We start from the raw sequence: 16,187 nt of genomic DNA, 5'->3' as shown, positions 1-16,187 counted from the left end.
ATTTATCAAAATAATATTTTTAGCCTCTTTGTTTTATCAATATATAAATGCGTCTTATTATTAACTTTCATTTATTAATTGGATCTTGGTTTAAAGCTAAGATTTTCGTTAATTTAAGGAAATATTACTTTTTAAACGTTATAAAATTTATAATTAATGAATAATTTAGAATACGGAATTATTGGAAATTGCAGAAGCGCTGCTATAATATCAAAAACGGGTTCTATTGATTGGTGCTGTTTGCCCGAATTTGATTCTTCTTCTGTATTCGCTAAAATATTAGATGATGAAATAGGAGGTTACTTCGGTTTTAAAGTAGATGAGAGCTACACTATTTCTCAAGAATACTACAAGAATACAAGTGTTTTAGTAACAACTTTTTCTAACGGAAAAGATGCTTTTGCCATTTGGGATTTTATGCCTCGTTATTACGAAGAAGATGGTGGATATAATTCCCCGCCAGATGTAATAAGATATGTAGAGCATAAAAGTGGAACTCCAAAATTTAAAGTAGACTATAACCCGAAGTTAGAATATGCTTTAGGGGTTACCAATACTTATGTAAAGGAAGATTTTATTGTTAGTTTAACTGATAAAGAAAAATTTGACACACTTTTTCTCTACACGAGTTATGATAAAGATAAAGTAGCAAAAGGGGAAGAACTTGAAATTACTGAAGATGGTTATTTTTTAGTTGGTTATAATGAAAAAATATTTGTTCCAACCGTAAATAAAGCCTTTTTAGAGCTTACGCGAACTAAAACATACTGGTTAAATTGGTCCGATAGAACACCAACTTACGAGAAGTATAACGAAGAGATTATAAGAAGTGCCCTTACTTTAAAGATGTTGAGTTATGATAAATCGGGAGCTGTTTTAGCTGCTGCAACAACTTCTTTACCAGAAACAATAGGGGAAGTTAGAAATTGGGATTACCGTTTCTGCTGGATTCGAGATGCTTCAATGGTTATAAAAGTTGTTTCTGAATTAGGACATAAAAATATGGCGAAGCGTTTTCTTCAGTTTATTATTGATTTAATTCCTGATAAAGATGAGAAGCTCCAAATTATGTATGGAATTAATAAGGAGAAGATGCTTACAGAAGAGACTTTAGACCATTTAAGTGGTTATAAAGGATCTAAACCCGTTAGAATTGGAAATGCTGCTTATGAACAGCGACAAAATGATATCTATGGAATTTTAATGGATGTTATTTACGAGCAGTTTATGAAATTTAGCACTCAAATTGAAAATAGTGAGGACTTATGGACTATAACTAAAGGGATTGTTTGGGTGGTTAACAAGCATTGGAAAGAAACTGATAAAGGAATATGGGAATTCCGTACAGAAGAGAAACATTTTACATTTTCTAAAGTATTATGTTGGGTAGCTGTAGATAGAGCTTTACGAGTTGCTAAAATGCTAAATAAAACACGTAAAATTGATAAATGGTCTGCCTTAGAAAAGGAAATTAAAGATGACATTCATGAAAATGCATGGAACGGAGAGGTAAATGCATTTACGCAATCTTACGGTTCTAAAGATTTAGACGCATCAGTTTTATTGATGGAACCTTATGGGTTTATAGACGCTAAAGATGAAAGGTATGTTGGGACTGTTAAGGCTATAGAAAAAGAGCTTAGCAATGACGGACTTTTATATAGATATAAAAATCAAGATGATTTCGGATTGCCATCTTCATCGTTTACAATATGTACATTCTGGTTTATTAATGCGTTAAATAAAATTGGAGAGCACGATAAGGCTGTTAAGCTATTCGATCAATTACTTTCCTATAGCAATCACTTAGGCTTGTTTAGCGAAGATATAGATTTTAAAACGAAGAGACTTCTGGGTAATTTTCCGCAGGCATATTCTCACTTAGCGCTAATAGAAACGGCTATAAACCTTTCTAATTATAAGACTGAAGAAGAGCAGATTATTGGAAATGTAAGGCAAGATTAATAATAAAAAAATCCAAGATAGGTATGTAAAACCTATCTTGGATTAAAGCAAAATCTGAATAAATGTATTTTTTCTAAACTATTAAAACTGGTAAGTTTTGATAGCATTAGTTCTGAATATTTTTTCTAAAACTTCTTCTGGTAATTCTAAGCCTTTAAAAGTTCCTTTAAATTCTGGAGCTGTTAATGTTTTATCTGTAGCGAAGAAATCCCAATGGTTTAACCAAAGTGTTTCAAACTTATTGGTAAGTGTTTCATCATCCATGCTACCATCGTCAATTACATCTGTTCCATAGATAATTCGATCTTGATATTTTATAAAAAAGTCTCTCACTTTTTTATGATCATCTTTAGCCTGTAGTTGCACATGGCATATTCTTTCTGCTAAATCTGTCATTGTATTAGGATAAGCATCCAAACGTTTTGCAACCTCGTCTATGCTCCATTCCATGCTAAATAAATGTAATCCTACATATTTTAAATCAGGGAATTTCTTTAAAACATTATCACGAGCTTCCATTTGCGCTTCATAAGAAGGGTATTCTGGTAATAAGTGCATATGATATTCTGGATGCTCAGAAAAATAATTTCTATCAGAATCTACAGTCATTTCTTCAAGAGGAAGCCAGCAGTTTCTAGGTTCTCCTTGATGTCCAATTAGTAAAATATCATTATCAACTAAATATTGATAAATTGGATCAAAACGCTCATCATCTAGTAAAACAAAGTTTCCGTCTTTGTCTTTAATATCTGGATCCATCCCGATATTCTTCCATATTTTAACACCAACAGCGCCATTTTCTAATCCAGTTTTTATGAGCTGTAATGCACGCGGAAGCCATTTGTCTGTATTCCAATATTTAGTGTCAAAGCTTGTAATAAACTTTGTCATATTTGGAAATTTAGCTTCTAAATCATGAATCACTTGTTGTTGATCTTCAACACTTTCAAAAAAAGGAATTTCGGTGTTGATAGATAAAAACGAAACATTGTATTTTTTCGCTAATTTCATCTTTGCTTCAGAGCGCGTATTTAAATGTACATGCGCATCAATAAATGGGTTTAGCATAACTTTAATTTTTTACCATTACTAATTTTGTTTTCACTAAATCGGTAACTTTATTTGTTGCTTTAGGGAAAACTTTTCTTAAATCGATTTCCTCATTATTTGTAAGCTCTTGCTGAAGAGTTTTCATAAACATATTCTTAATTTCAGTAGCAAGATTTACTTTGCAAATACCATTGCTAATAGCTTCTTGTACCTGGCTATGAGGGACACCAGAACTACCGTGAAGAACAAGAGTGGCATTGGTTACTTCTTTTATAGCTTTTAGCAACTCGATATCCAAATTAGGCTCTTCTTTATAAAAACCATGAGCTGTACCAATTGCTACAGCAAGTGCATCTACACCAGTTGCATCTACAAATTCTTTTGCTTCTGATGGTTGTGTAAATCCTTGTTTCCCGTGAGATTGTCCAAGTTTTGCAACATATCCTAATTCTGCCTCTACATGAGCTCCATAATCTTTAGCACGTTTTACAACTTCTTGTGTCATTTTGATATTTTCTTCAAAAGGAAGCTCGCTACCATCTATCATTACAGAATCAAAACCAGCATCTAAACACTGCTGAACAAGTTCTACAGAACCACCATGATCTAAGTGAATCCAACCTTCAACACCAAATTGCTCTAAACCAGCTCTTCCTAGTTTTACAGCTGAATCTAATCCCATATAATCTATAGAGCTCTTTGTAAGTTGTAATATAATCGGTTCATTTAATTCTGAAGCAGCTCCTAAAACTCCGTGTAGCGTTTCAAGATTATAAAAATTAGTTGCTAATAATCCTCTTTTCTCACTGCTAAATTGTTCTAATTTATCTTTTAATTTCATAGCTCTTTTTTATAATTCAGAATTAAACTTTGATTTTATTGTTTCTTTAATCGATTCTAGGTTTGTAAAAGCAGTAGTTCCGCCAGCAGCTGTTGTATTTAAAGCTCCCATTAGATTTCCTACTCTTAAGCACTCTTTTAAAGGTGCTTTTTCAATATATTTTTTTATAAATCCAGCATTAAACGAATCTCCAGCGCCAATAGAATCAACTAGTTCTGGATTGTTAAATACTGTTGCTTTATATTCTTCCTTGTTTTTGAAGGCAATACTTCCTTCTTCGCCCATTTTAACAACTATAACATTTGCATATTCTTCGATGCAGCTTACAGCTTCTTTAATGGTATTCTTTTTTGTTAATGCGAAGATTTCTTCCTTGTTTGGCATAAAGACATCTACAAAAGGTAAACACTCTTTATAGTCAAAATCCCATTTATTCTCTGGGTCCCATTGTAAGTCTAAAGAAGTCGTTAATCCACATTCTTTAGCTTTTTTAAAGATTTCGGTAATATCTTTTCTGATTCCTTTCTGAATAAAAAAGTTAGAAAGGTGAAAGTGCTTAAAACCCTTGATGTCATTCCAAGGAATAAGATCTATTGTAAGTGCTTCCATAGCGCCACAATAGGTAACATTAGCGCGGTCTTGATCGTAATTCATTACAATTGTAATTCCCGACTGATGCTCGTTAGTTTTTTTTATAAATTCAGCACTAACTTGTTTCTTTTCTAATTCAGCTTCAATAAATGTTCCGTAATCATCATTCCCAACAACACCACAAAAAGCTGTGTTTATCCCAATTGCAGAGGCGTTGGCAGCCATTATTGCAGAAGAACTCCCTAGCGTTAGGTTCATTTTATCAGCAATAATCTCTGTTCCGATTTTAGGAAACCCTTGAATCTGATTTAAAATTAGATCTACATTTAATTCTCCTACAACAAGTAGTTCTTTATGCTGCATATGTATTTTCTTTTATTTTGACTTTAGGTAATAAGTTTTCTACGTCCTCTAATTTAAGAATTCCTAGATCTTCATTCAAGCAATTTGCGGCACCACAAGCAACACCATATTTAGCTATATCTTCAATGTTCATATTGTTATTAACAGCGTATGCAATACCAGCTGTTAGGCAATCGCCACTTCCAACTGTACTAATAACTTGATCGATAACAACGTTTGCATGTACAAATTTACCATTATAATAAAGCCATAGACCTTCTTTTCCTTTTGTTATAGCAATAAGGTTAATTTTAGGACTAAGTTCTTTTACAATAGCTTCAATAGGAGCGTTGTTATAAATAGATTTTAATTCGTCTTCATTAATATGGATCCCAAAGAAAGATTTAGTAAGCGCATTTTTAAGTTGTGCACCAGAACAATCTATAATAATTCTTTTATCTATAGTGTTGCAAATATCAATTAATTTGCTGTATGCATCTTCTGGAGCGCCTTTAGGCCAAGATCCGGAGACACATATAAGAGAGCTTTTAGAAGCTTCTGTCTTAAATATTTCTAAGAATGGATTCCAGTCTTCTTCTTTAAAGGTAGGGCCTGGTTCTAATAATTCTGTATTATTAAACGAACTTATTGGAGAACGAAATGTGTAACATTTTCTGTTTTGCCCTTCAAGTTCGATACCTGATATATTAATATCCCTAAGTTGACATTCTTGCTTGATCCATGTTCCGCTTGTGCCAGCCCAATTTCCTAGCAAAGTATTTTCTTGCTTTAACTCGCTTAGTGCCATGGCAATATGAGTTGCTTTTCCTCCAGGGTATTGTTTCAATTCTGAAATCCTGTTAGGAAGTCCACTTTCTATGGTATCTAGCCACGCATAAGTGTCTATTGACGGATTAGGACAAACACTTAATATCATATTTCTATCTTTTATAAATATTTACACCTTGTACAACTCTATTAATAGCACCAGAAATAGATGGATTATCTGGACTAAGCCCCAATTCTAAGGACTTGTAAAAGCCTAGTAACTGAGCCAATATTGTTGTTGGTACAGCTTGTAATGAATTATTTGGTGTGTTCTTTATATATATATTGGTAGCATTTTTAAGTTTAAAATCTGCTGGTGCACCAATAGTTAACGATTGTATATTTCTTGAATCTTTTGCTATATCTTCTACCAAATCCTTTTCATACTTAAATGTATGTGCGTCGTTAGAGAATAGGTAAACAAGTAATGTGTTTGCATTTACAACTGCTCTCGGACCGTGTCTAAAACCTAAAAAGGAGTCATGTTTACAAATCACCTGACCATCTGTTAGTTCTTGAAGTTTTAAATGAGACTCTCTAGCAATTCCTAACATCTCTCCAGATCCTAGAAAAACAACTCTTTCGAAACTTCTTTTTGCGATCTCAGCAATAGTTTCATGAGCATCTAAAATAGTTTGTCCTTGTTCGCAAACTGTACTAACCAAATCTTTTTCTGTTTCAATGTTATTAATATCAGAAACAAGAATAGCAGTTAATAACATAGAAGTAAAGCTACTTGTCATAGCTAAACTTTTATCATTTGTTTCTTCAGGAAGAATAATGCTATAGCATGGGTTTTCTGTTTCTGAAGAATAAGAAGCTAATTTTCCTTCTTTATTACACGTAATAATAAGGTGATATATATCTTCACAATGCTCATCGGCTAATCTTACAGCTTCAATACTCTCAGGACTATTCCCTGATCTTGCGAATGAAACTAACAATGTAGGATTGTTTTTAGTTAAAAAGGAATCAGTGTGAGTTACTATGTCTGTAGTTGCGACAGCTTGTGTTACTATTTTTGTTTTCTTTTGAATTATTCCTTGAGCAGCCTCTCCTATGAAAGCAGAAGAACCTGCACCAGTTAATATGATTCTAAGTCCTTCTTTTTTTAATATTGGATTAAGGAAGTCTTTAATGCTCTCTTTATTAGCTATTAGCATTAAAAAAGTTTCCATCCATAATCTTGGTTGCGCTTTAATTTCACGCTCTGTATGTAAATCTTTATTTATGATTTCTTGATTCATGATCTTGTTTTGAATTTTTTAATTGGGTGCTGGCTAGTTTTAAACTAAACTAGTGATATGCAAATTAAACAATAAATCGAAAATAAAAAAAATTTCGTTACCTTTTTATTTATGTTGATAAATGTTTGATTTCATATATAATTTTTGTTTGACCTGTTTTAATAGTTGATTTTACTTTTAATAAGTATACGAAAGTTAAATTTTTGTTATTCTTTGCTTAATTAAAAATTATATCTAAATTAGCAAACGATATGAAAACATATTTTTTGCGTATACAACATATTTATAGTTTATAACCTATACGCAAGCAGCTATTTTCGCTTTTATAAGTAGTAGTTGTATTGTTAATTACTAACTAATATTTAAACCATTCTTATGAAGAAACTCTTATTTACTTTAGTTACTTTCATATACTGCCTGTCTTCTTTCGCTCAAGAGAAAGAAATTACAGGGGTTGTAACTGATTCAGAAACAGGGATGCCAATTCCCGGAGCAAATATATTGGTGAAGAACACTACAAAAGGAGTTGTTACCGATTTTGACGGAAATTACTCTATCTCAGCAGAAGAAGGAGCTACTTTAAAATTTACTTATATAGGTTTTAAAGAAGAGGAAATTGTAGTAGGAAGTGATTCAGAAATAAATGTTGCTATGCAAGTATCGGCATCACAGCTTGATGAAGTGGTTGTAGTAGCGTATGGAACGCAAACGAAAGAAGAAGTTACGGCTTCTGTTTCTACAATAGATGCTAAAGAACTTACAGATGTTACTTCTCCAGATGTATCTACAATGTTACAAGGTAAAGTTTCTGGGGTACAAGTAATCCAGGGGTCTGGACAACCTGGTTCTGTACCAGATATTAGAATTAGAGGGATGTCTTCTATCGATGGAAGTGTAAGTCCTCTTTGGGTCGTAGACGGTGTGATTATGCACGGAACTCCAAACTTAAATCCTAATGAAATTGAATCTCTTTCAGTCTTAAAAGATGCTTCCGCTACTTCTCTTTATGGTTCTCGTGGAGCTAATGGAGTAGTAGTTGTTACAACTAAACAGGCAAAAGTTGGTAGAAGCGAACTTACTGTTAGTACAAGAACTGGTTTTTCTGAATTTAATCAGGGGAACTTTGAAATAATGAACTCTCAACAGTTGTATAACTATTATGAAGGGTTTGGAGATACATTCAATCAGAATGATAATGAGTGGTATAACCCTAGCTTATTAAATCGCGATTTTGATTGGTTTGATAATGGTACACAAACAGGATTTGTACAAGATCATAATTTAGTTTTTACCGCAGGAACAGAGAAATCTAAAACTTATATTTCTTTAGGATATTATGATGAAACGGGTTCTATTAAAGGGTATGAGTTTGATAAATTAAGTTTCCGTATCAATCAAGATTATAAGTTTGGAGAGCGATTAACTTTAAAGCCAAAGATTGGTCTTAACTATAGTACAATTGATGACAGACAACATTCTTTATATTCAATGCTTACGTATATGCCATGGGATTCTCCGTATAACGAAAGTGGAGAGTTGGTAAATCCACAAGAAAATGGAGTGTCATGGATAGGAAGAGACAAGAGTAACTATTTATATGATTTACAGTGGAATAACTCTCAGTCTCAGGAATTTAATTTATATGCAAATTTTGATTTAGAATTTAAAATAACAGACCATCTTAAATTCATCTCTACAAATGGTTATACTTTATATAGAAATGATGGTAAATCATATGTAGACCCTGCTTCAAATAGTGGTTTAGCAGATAACGGAAGATTATCTCAATCTACAGCAAGAAGAATAACAAGGTTCACCAATCAAATGCTTAAATATTCTAACCTTTGGGGAGATCATAGTTTTACTGCTTTGGCTGCATATGAATATAACGATTATGTATATGATGATTTTTCTGCAACAGGACAAGGAATTGTTGCTGGAACAGATATATTAAATAATGCTGCGAATCCTAATTCTGTGGGAGGTTTTAAAAATGAATATGCTTTACAGTCATTTTTATTCAATACTAATTATGGATTCGATAATAGATATTTAGTTCAATTGTCTATCCGTAGAGATGGGGCTTCTAACTTTGGAGAAGATAATCAATATGGAACTTTTTATTCTGCAAGTGCTGGATGGAATATTCATAATGAAGATTTCTTCAACATAGATGCAATAAATGAACTTAAATTAAGAGCTAGTTATGGTGCTGTAGGAAACAGACCAAGTTCTTTATACCCTCAATATGATTTATATAGTTTAGATAACACATATAATGGTGTGCCAGTAACAACGCCTTCTCAATTAGGAAATGAAGATGTAGGTTGGGAAAAATCTTTTCAATCAAACTTTGGTTTAGATCTTCGTCTTTTTAATAGAGTAGGGTTGACATTCGACTACTATATTAAAGATACTTCAGACTTATTATATTTTGTTTCTATCCCAGATGTAACAGGATATAGCGGGTATTGGGAAAATATTGGAGGTGTTAAAAACACTGGGTTCGAAGTTTTCTTAGATGCAGATGTAATCCGTAATGAAGATTTCTTATGGTCTGTTAATTTTAATATTGGTGTAAATACTAATGAAGTTACAGAACTTTTAGAAGATCAAGCAATCATTAAAGGTAATAAGAGATTAAACATAGGTCAAGATATTAATACTTGGTATATGCGTGAATGGGCTGGAGTAGATCCAGAAAATGGAGATCCTTTATGGGAAGTTGTAGACCAAGATACTGGGGAAGTTACAACAACTAATAACTGGAATGATGCTACACAACAAGAAGTTGGAACTTCTACACCAGATTATTATGGAGGTTTCGGAACTGCATTTAGCTACAAAGGTTTATCTCTTTCTGCGAATTTTGCTTTCACTAGTGGTAATCTAATTTACAATTATAGTAGAGAGTTGTATGATGCAGATGGAGCTTATCCAACATATAACCAACAAGTATTAGCTGATGGATGGAGCAGATGGGAAGAACCAGGAGATATTGCAACACATCCTAAGTTAGTAAACGGTGGAAATAGTTTATCTAATAAAGTGTCTTCAAGATATTTAGAAGATGGTAGCTATTTAAGAATGAGAAACTTAAGATTAGGGTATACTTTACCTTCTGAGTGGGTGACTACAATGGGAATGAGTAACTTAAACATCTACTTATCTGGTGATAACTTATGGACATTAACTGATTTTTCTGGAATGGATCCAGAGGTAGGAGTTGATGGTACATATAACGCATTGTATCCAGTTTCTAAGCGAATTACGCTAGGGTTATCATTATCATTTTAATATCAAAAAACTATAAAAATGAAAAAAATACTATATATAATATTAGCAGCAGCAAGTTTTACAGCTTGTGAACTAGATAGATTCCCTTACGATTCTGTTGCTTCAGACGAATTGTTTGAAAGTGAAGGAGGATTGGAAGCCGTAACGGGAGGTTCATACTCTTTATTAAAAGGAGATGGAGATGGAAATGGATTCTCTCCGCAGTTGCATAGAGCAGCAGAGTTTTCTGGAGATAATGTATCTTTAAGTGGTAATACTACGGATGCCTTATTCTACACATACAATTATAATAATATTACAACTAGTGGTAGAATTAATGATGTATGGAGTTCTGGTTATAAAGCAATTGTAAGTTGTAATAAAGTTATTGAACTTGCAGTAGAGGGAGAATCTGTAGAAACTGATCAATTAATTGGGGAAAATTATTTTTTAAGAGCTTATACCTATTTCGAATTGGTTAACGTTTTTGGAAGGCCATACAATCAAGGGACTTCAAATTTAGGAGTTCCATTAAAGTTAACATCAGATGTTTCTGATGTTCCAGATAGAAATACAGTTGGAGAAGTATATGATCAGGTAGTAAAAGATCTTTTAAAAGCAGAATCTTTAATGAGTGTAAATAAAACCAACTCTTACGCTACAAAAGAAGCAGCGCAAGCACTTTTATCTAGAGTATATCTGTATATGGGAGTTAATGATCAGGCAATTACATATGCTGATAAAGTGATTAACTCAGGAAGATTTCAGTTGTTGCCAACTTCAGAACTTGGAGATTATTTTCAAAAAGTACCTGAAGATAATACAGAAACGATTTTTTGTTTCCGTTTTGTTGAAGAATCAGATTACAACGAAAGTGGAGCTCCAGGATGGTATACTGTAGGATCTCTTTACGCAAATATTGAAGGAACAGGTTGGGGAGAAATGTATGCTTCTAGTTCTTATTTAGATCTTATAAATGAAAACCCTAATGATGCTAGAAAAGAGTTTATAGATCCACAATTCGAACTAGATGAAGATGGAAATAAAATTCCTGCTGTTTATTGGATTAATGATAATTATACATACCAATTCCGAAGAACTACAGAGAAAAATGGTAAAATTTACTTTACAGAAGATGGAAGTAAAGTTGAAGTAATGACAGAAGAAGGAGATGATGAAACTTTATATTACTTTAATAATGGAGGTTCTAAAACATATGTTACTTATGGTTACGACATGTTTAAGAGAAATGGATTTCCTAAATTTTACGTGTTGAAAGCGTCGTTACAAGAAGGGGTTCCTCATTTATGGTCTCCTGTAGTTTCTCGTCTAGCAGAAATGTATCTTAACAGAGCAGAAGCTTACGCTAAAATGAGTAACGAGTCTCAAGCGCTAAGCAATATAAATATATTAAGAGAGAGAGCAGGAATAGACGCTTACGATAGTGCTTCAGACTTTCCAGCTGGGAAAAACTTATTGGATGTAGTTTTAGATGAAAGAAGATTAGAGCTAGCATATGAAGGGCATAGAAAATTCGATGTTTTTAGAAATAATGACACAATGGATAGAAAGTACCCAGGAACTCATTTATCAGGAAGCAATCCTTATTATGAGATTTTACCAACAGATGATAGAGTTATAGAATACATACCAGAAGTTCAAATTAATGTGCAGCCAACGTTAATTCAAAACGATTAAATAATATTAATATACAGCTGAATCATAATTTATGATTCAGCTGTAATTTTTTATATATGAAAACAAAAAACTTTCAAATAATTTTAGGATTACTTTTCGTAGTAATGTATCTAAATGGATGCAATACTAAAAGTTCTAATTCTAACGAAGAACTAGCTTTATCTATAGAAATCCCAACGGAAGGAAATAGTTGGGCTATAGATGATTTTTCAAAAAATAAAAATTTGGTATCAGAAAAAGGGATCACTAATTGGTCTAGTTTAGATACTAAAATTAGAACTTACTTTAAAGTAGATACTATTGGAGAGATTCATGTGGGTTTAAATGCGAAATCTTTAGAAGGTACTTCTGTAGTTAAAGTAACTTTAGGGGGGAATAGTAAAGAAGTAACTATTTCTAATCCTGATTTTGAAGTTGTTAATGTTGGAGTTTTTAATATAGAAAAGGCAGGCTATAATTTTATTGAAATCCAAGGAGTTAATAAAGAAGGAGAAGAGATTGCCGCTGTAAAAGATCTTCGTATTGGTGGTCCAGCAACCAAAGGGGAAGTAACTTTTGTAAAAGAAGATTTTTACTGGGGGAGAAGAGGTCCTTCTGTACATTTAAATTATACACCTCCAAAAGACAAAGATATCTTATGGTTTTATAATGAAATCACAGTTCCAGAAGGTCAAGATGTATTAGGCTCATATTTTATGGCAAATGGTTTTGGAGAAGGCTATTTTGGGATGCAAGTAAATTCTGAATCTGAAAGAAGGGTTCTTTTTTCTGTTTGGAGTCCATTTAAAACTCAAAATCCAGACGAAATTCCAGATGATTATAAGATAATCTTATTAGGAAAAGGAGAGGGTGTTACTACTGGAGAGTTTGGAAATGAAGGCTCTGGAGGGCAAAGCTATAAAGTTTTTAACTGGAAAGCAGCAAACACATATAAGTTTTTACTTAAAGGGGAGCCTTCTGTAAATAACTCTACAGATTATACAGCATATTTCTTTGATCCAGAAGCGGGAGAATGGAATCTTATAGCAAGTTTTAGAAGACCACATACTTCTACCTACTTAAAGCGCCAGCATTCTTTCTTAGAAAATTTTATTACTGGAACAGGATTTAAAACACGAATGGGTGTTTATGGGAATCAATGGGTACAGGATACCGATGGAGTTTGGCATGAGCTTACAGAAGCTAAGTTTACTGCGGATGCTACTGCTAGAAAAGGATCCCGATTGGATTATGCAGGAGGAGCAAAAGGAAATACATTTTTTATGAAAAATTGTGGATTCTTTAGTGAGCAAACAGAAATGAATACCATGCATACAAGAACTGCTAATGGAAAAGCTCCAGAGATTGATTTCTCAAAACTGGAAACACCTAACTAGTATTTATGAACTAGTTAGTAATGATATTTAAAGTAAATGAAATAGATTTTATATTGTTGAGTTAGCTTTCAAATTAAGAAATCTAAATTTTGTTTAATAGTTAGTTTGTGTGAACACCGTTGATATTTTTATCGACGGTGTTTTTTTTTATAAAAATGTAATACCCTAATTTTCTTTCCTTAAAATGAAAGGCTAATTAAATCTTAACATGTTCATATTGTATATAAAAATCCTTAATTTTATGGAGCTATGAATAAAACAAGAAGAAAAGGATTTGTATTCACAAAATATGAAGCTCCCGATATATCTCCATTCGATAAGTTATTCGAAATTTTTAAAGAGTTGATAACTCACACTTCTGGAGATTTTGATGAGGCGATCGATTGGCTTCGGGAACTCGATGTTGAATACAGTTTAACAGATGAGAACTATACTATAGACGACTTTATAGAGGAGCTAAAGCGTAAAGGGTTTATACAAGAGGAAATTGATCCTGAAGGTGGTGATGGTAGTGGCGGAGATGGCGAAGGCAAGTTTTCTATCACTGCAAAAACAGAACAGCTTATCCGAAAGCACGCCTTAGATCAGATTTTTGGTAAACTTAAAAAAGGAACTAGTGGAAATCACCGTAGCAAACATACTGGTCGTGGTGATGAGCATACTGGTGACTTCAGAGATTATCAGTTTGGAGATCCTTTAGAGCGAATTTCTATGACAGAAAGTATCCGAAATGCACAAGTAAATCATGGATTAGGGAATTTTATGCTCAATGAAAATGACCTTGTCGTGGAGGAAACCCATCATAAGGCACAAATGAGTACCGTTCTAATGATAGATATTAGTCATAGTATGATTTTATATGGAGAAGATAGAATTACTCCAGCTAAAAAAGTAGCCATGGCGTTGGCAGAGCTTATTACAACGAGATATCCAAAAGACACCTTAGATATATTGGTTTTTGGAAACGATGCTTGGCCAATTTCTATAAAAGATCTTCCATTTCTAAAAGTAGGTCCTTATCATACTAATACGGTGGCTGGACTTCAACTCGCTATGGATATTTTAAGACGTAAGCGGAATACTAATAAACAGATTTTTATGATTACCGATGGGAAACCTAGTTGTATTAGGGAACCCAATGGAGAATACTATATGAATAGTGCTGGCTTAGATACATATATAGTTGATAAGTGTTATAATATGGCGCGTCAGGCTAGAAAACTCCACATTCCAATTACCACATTCATGATTGCAAAAGATCCTTATCTGATGCAGTTCATAAGGCATTTTACAGAGGCGAATAAAGGAAAAGCATTTTTTACAGGACTTCAAGGTCTTGGAGAGATGATTTTTGAAGATTATGAGGCCAATAGAAAAAAGAGAATCAGGTAAAAATAGATATCGATAGTTTTGATTGACTTCTATAATAGAATACATAAAGTTTAAAAGATACGAAATGCAAATACAAAAGATAAAAACGCTTGGAACACTGGTTGCTTCAGGATATAAATCTAAATCTATAAAAGACGAATTAAGAGATAATCTTATTCAGAAAATAAAAAATAACGAAACTACTTTTGAAGGGATTCACGGTTATGAAAATACAGTAATTCCAGAATTAGAGCGTGCGATACTATCACGTCATAATATTAATTTTCTTGGTTTACGCGGACAAGCAAAAACAAGATTGGCTAGAATGATGGTTAATTTGCTTGATGAATGGATTCCTGTGGTGAAAGGATCAGAGATAAATGATGACCCATTAAATCCAATATCTAGATTCGCTAAGAAAGCTATTGAAGAGCACGCAGACGATACCAGAATTGTATGGGTGCATAGAGAAGAGCGTTTCTTTGAAAAACTGGCTACACCAGATGTAACGGTGGCCGATTTAATTGGGGATGTAGATCCTATTAAAGCTGCTAATTTAAAGTTATCATACGCCGATGATCGTGTGATTCACTACGGAATGATTCCTAGAGCTAATAGGAGTATTTTTGTTATTAATGAACTTCCAGATTTACAGGCTAGAATACAAGTAGCATTATTCAATATTTTACAAGAAGGTGATATTCAGATTAGAGGTTTTAAATTGAGACTTCCTTTAGATATGCAGTTTATATTTACAGCAAATCCTGAGGATTATACAAATAGAGGTAGTATTGTAACACCTTTAAAGGATAGAATAGGTTCTCAGATTTTAACTCATTACCCAGAAACTATTGAGACCGCTAAAAAAATCACTAAGCAAGAGGCTAAGTTAGAAGCAGCTCAAAAAGATAATATTTACGTTCCAGAATTGGTTTACGACCTTTTAGAGCAAATAGGATTTGAAGCTCGAAACAGCGAATATGTAGATGCCAAGAGTGGTGTAAGTGCTAGGTTAAGTATTAGTGCTTTTGAAAATATAATGAGTACCGCAGAACGAAGAATGCTTAAAAGTGGTAAGGATAAAACGAGTGTTCGGCTAAGCGATTTTATGGGAGTGATTCCTGCAATTACTGGAAAAATAGAATTAGTATATGAAGGAGAACTGGAGGGGGCAGCTTTTGTAGCAGAACAATTATTTGGAGCTGCAATAAAAACATTATTCCCAGAATATTTCCCTAAAATAGATAAATTAGAACGTCCAGATGCTCCAAGTGCTTATGATGAAATAGTAACTTGGTTTTTTGAAGGAAGTGGTTTTGAGCTATTAGATGATGTTTCTGATGAAGATTATAAAAAGCAATTGGATGAAATTGCACCATTAAATAATCTTATAAAAAAGCATCAACCAGAAATTAAACCAGAAGATGCATATTTTTTAAAAGAGTTTCTTTTATGGGGATTAGTAGCTTATAAAAAACTTAGTAAGCATCGCTTTACTGAAGGATATCAATTTAAAGATCCTTACGGAAGTTACATAAGCGGATTGTAAACTATTCGAGATTTATAAATATAAACCTCTGTGTATAAAATTATATGCAGGGG

At 33.0% G+C, this 16,187-nt stretch carries 11 protein-coding genes; 6 read left to right on the top strand and 5 right to left on the bottom strand.

Features of this window, described 5'->3' with window-relative positions; all coding sequences use genetic code 11:
* The first annotated feature begins 156 nt into the window (after positions 1-156).
* The gene (locus tag JM658_RS07985; protein WP_236958729.1) at positions 157-1,965 is read left to right on the top strand and encodes a glycoside hydrolase family 15 protein; all 1,809 of its coding nucleotides are present in this window, start codon (positions 157-159) and stop codon (positions 1,963-1,965) included.
* An 81-nt stretch (positions 1,966-2,046) separates the two neighbouring features.
* On the opposite strand, the gene JM658_RS07980 is transcribed toward JM658_RS07985, so the two are convergent.
* Genes JM658_RS07980 through JM658_RS07960 form a run of 5 tightly spaced genes read right to left on the bottom strand, consistent with a single transcriptional unit; the run spans position 2,047 to position 6,864 of the window.
* The gene (locus JM658_RS07980) at positions 2,047-3,033 is read right to left on the bottom strand and encodes an amidohydrolase family protein (RefSeq protein WP_236958728.1); all 987 of its coding nucleotides are present in this window, start codon (positions 3,031-3,033) and stop codon (positions 2,047-2,049) included.
* A gap of 4 nt (positions 3,034-3,037) precedes the next feature.
* Positions 3,038-3,856 carry a class II fructose-bisphosphate aldolase gene (locus tag JM658_RS07975; RefSeq protein WP_236958727.1) on the bottom strand — a complete coding sequence of 273 codons (819 nt, stop codon included), beginning with the start codon at positions 3,854-3,856 and terminating at the stop codon, positions 3,038-3,040.
* 9 nt (positions 3,857-3,865) lie between these two features.
* Entirely contained in the window at positions 3,866-4,810 is a 945-nt protein-coding gene (locus JM658_RS07970) for a carbohydrate kinase family protein (RefSeq protein ID WP_236958726.1), read from the bottom strand.
* Positions 4,800-5,726, bottom strand: coding sequence for a 1-phosphofructokinase family hexose kinase (locus tag JM658_RS07965; RefSeq protein ID WP_236958725.1), 927 nt, complete (start codon positions 5,724-5,726; stop codon positions 4,800-4,802). Before JM658_RS07965 ends, JM658_RS07970 begins: the two co-directional genes overlap by 11 nt.
* Positions 5,727-5,730: 4 nt before the next feature.
* Entirely contained in the window at positions 5,731-6,864 is a 1,134-nt protein-coding gene (locus tag JM658_RS07960) for an SIS domain-containing protein (RefSeq protein ID WP_236958724.1), read from the bottom strand.
* A gap of 375 nt (positions 6,865-7,239) precedes the next feature.
* Between JM658_RS07960 and JM658_RS07955 the strand changes: the two genes are divergently transcribed.
* From JM658_RS07955 to JM658_RS07935, 5 genes are all read left to right on the top strand, one after another.
* Positions 7,240-10,161: a SusC/RagA family TonB-linked outer membrane protein gene (locus JM658_RS07955; protein ID WP_236958723.1), complete on the top strand. Its 2,922-nt coding sequence runs from the start codon at positions 7,240-7,242 to the stop codon at positions 10,159-10,161.
* A gap of 18 nt (positions 10,162-10,179) precedes the next feature.
* Complete coding sequence (locus JM658_RS07950) at positions 10,180-11,838, top strand: RagB/SusD family nutrient uptake outer membrane protein (protein WP_236958722.1); 1,659 nt, start codon at positions 10,180-10,182, stop codon at positions 11,836-11,838.
* Positions 11,839-11,894: 56 nt separating this feature from the next.
* Positions 11,895-13,214 (top strand): DUF3472 domain-containing protein, encoded by a 1,320-nt coding sequence (locus tag JM658_RS07945; protein ID WP_236958721.1) that lies wholly within the window; start codon positions 11,895-11,897, stop codon positions 13,212-13,214.
* Positions 13,215-13,463: 249 nt separating this feature from the next.
* A complete protein-coding gene (locus tag JM658_RS07940) occupies positions 13,464-14,606 on the top strand; it encodes a vWA domain-containing protein (RefSeq protein ID WP_236958720.1) in 1,143 nt (380 codons plus the stop codon).
* A 64-nt stretch (positions 14,607-14,670) separates the two neighbouring features.
* Positions 14,671-16,134: a sigma 54-interacting transcriptional regulator gene (locus tag JM658_RS07935; RefSeq protein ID WP_236958719.1), complete on the top strand. Its 1,464-nt coding sequence runs from the start codon at positions 14,671-14,673 to the stop codon at positions 16,132-16,134.
* The last annotated feature ends 53 nt before the right edge of the window (positions 16,135-16,187 follow it).

This window comes from Joostella atrarenae, from assembly GCF_021764745.1.
GTDB classification, from domain to species: domain Bacteria; phylum Bacteroidota; class Bacteroidia; order Flavobacteriales; family Flavobacteriaceae; genus Galbibacter; species Galbibacter atrarenae.
The sequence above is the reverse complement of the archived record's forward strand: the minus strand, read 5'-3'. Positions and strand labels throughout refer to the sequence as shown.

What these genes read in the sequence shown, in the direction of transcription:
- JM658_RS07985 (WP_236958729.1), top strand. Translation starts at nt 157, where the DNA reads ATGAATAATTTAGAATACGGAATTATTGGAAATTGCAGAAGCGCTGCT.
- JM658_RS07980 (WP_236958728.1), bottom strand. Translation starts at nt 3,033, where the DNA reads ATGCTAAACCCATTTATTGATGCGCATGTACATTTAAATACGCGCTCT.
- JM658_RS07975 (WP_236958727.1), bottom strand. Translation starts at nt 3,856, where the DNA reads ATGAAATTAAAAGATAAATTAGAACAATTTAGCAGTGAGAAAAGAGGA.
- JM658_RS07970 (WP_236958726.1), bottom strand. Translation starts at nt 4,810, where the DNA reads ATGCAGCATAAAGAACTACTTGTTGTAGGAGAATTAAATGTAGATCTA.
- JM658_RS07965 (WP_236958725.1), bottom strand. Translation starts at nt 5,726, where the DNA reads ATGATATTAAGTGTTTGTCCTAATCCGTCAATAGACACTTATGCGTGG.
- JM658_RS07960 (WP_236958724.1), bottom strand. Translation starts at nt 6,864, where the DNA reads ATGAATCAAGAAATCATAAATAAAGATTTACATACAGAGCGTGAAATT.
- JM658_RS07955 (WP_236958723.1), top strand. Translation starts at nt 7,240, where the DNA reads ATGAAGAAACTCTTATTTACTTTAGTTACTTTCATATACTGCCTGTCT.
- JM658_RS07950 (WP_236958722.1), top strand. Translation starts at nt 10,180, where the DNA reads ATGAAAAAAATACTATATATAATATTAGCAGCAGCAAGTTTTACAGCT.
- JM658_RS07945 (WP_236958721.1), top strand. Translation starts at nt 11,895, where the DNA reads ATGAAAACAAAAAACTTTCAAATAATTTTAGGATTACTTTTCGTAGTA.
- JM658_RS07940 (WP_236958720.1), top strand. Translation starts at nt 13,464, where the DNA reads ATGAATAAAACAAGAAGAAAAGGATTTGTATTCACAAAATATGAAGCT.
- JM658_RS07935 (WP_236958719.1), top strand. Translation starts at nt 14,671, where the DNA reads ATGCAAATACAAAAGATAAAAACGCTTGGAACACTGGTTGCTTCAGGA.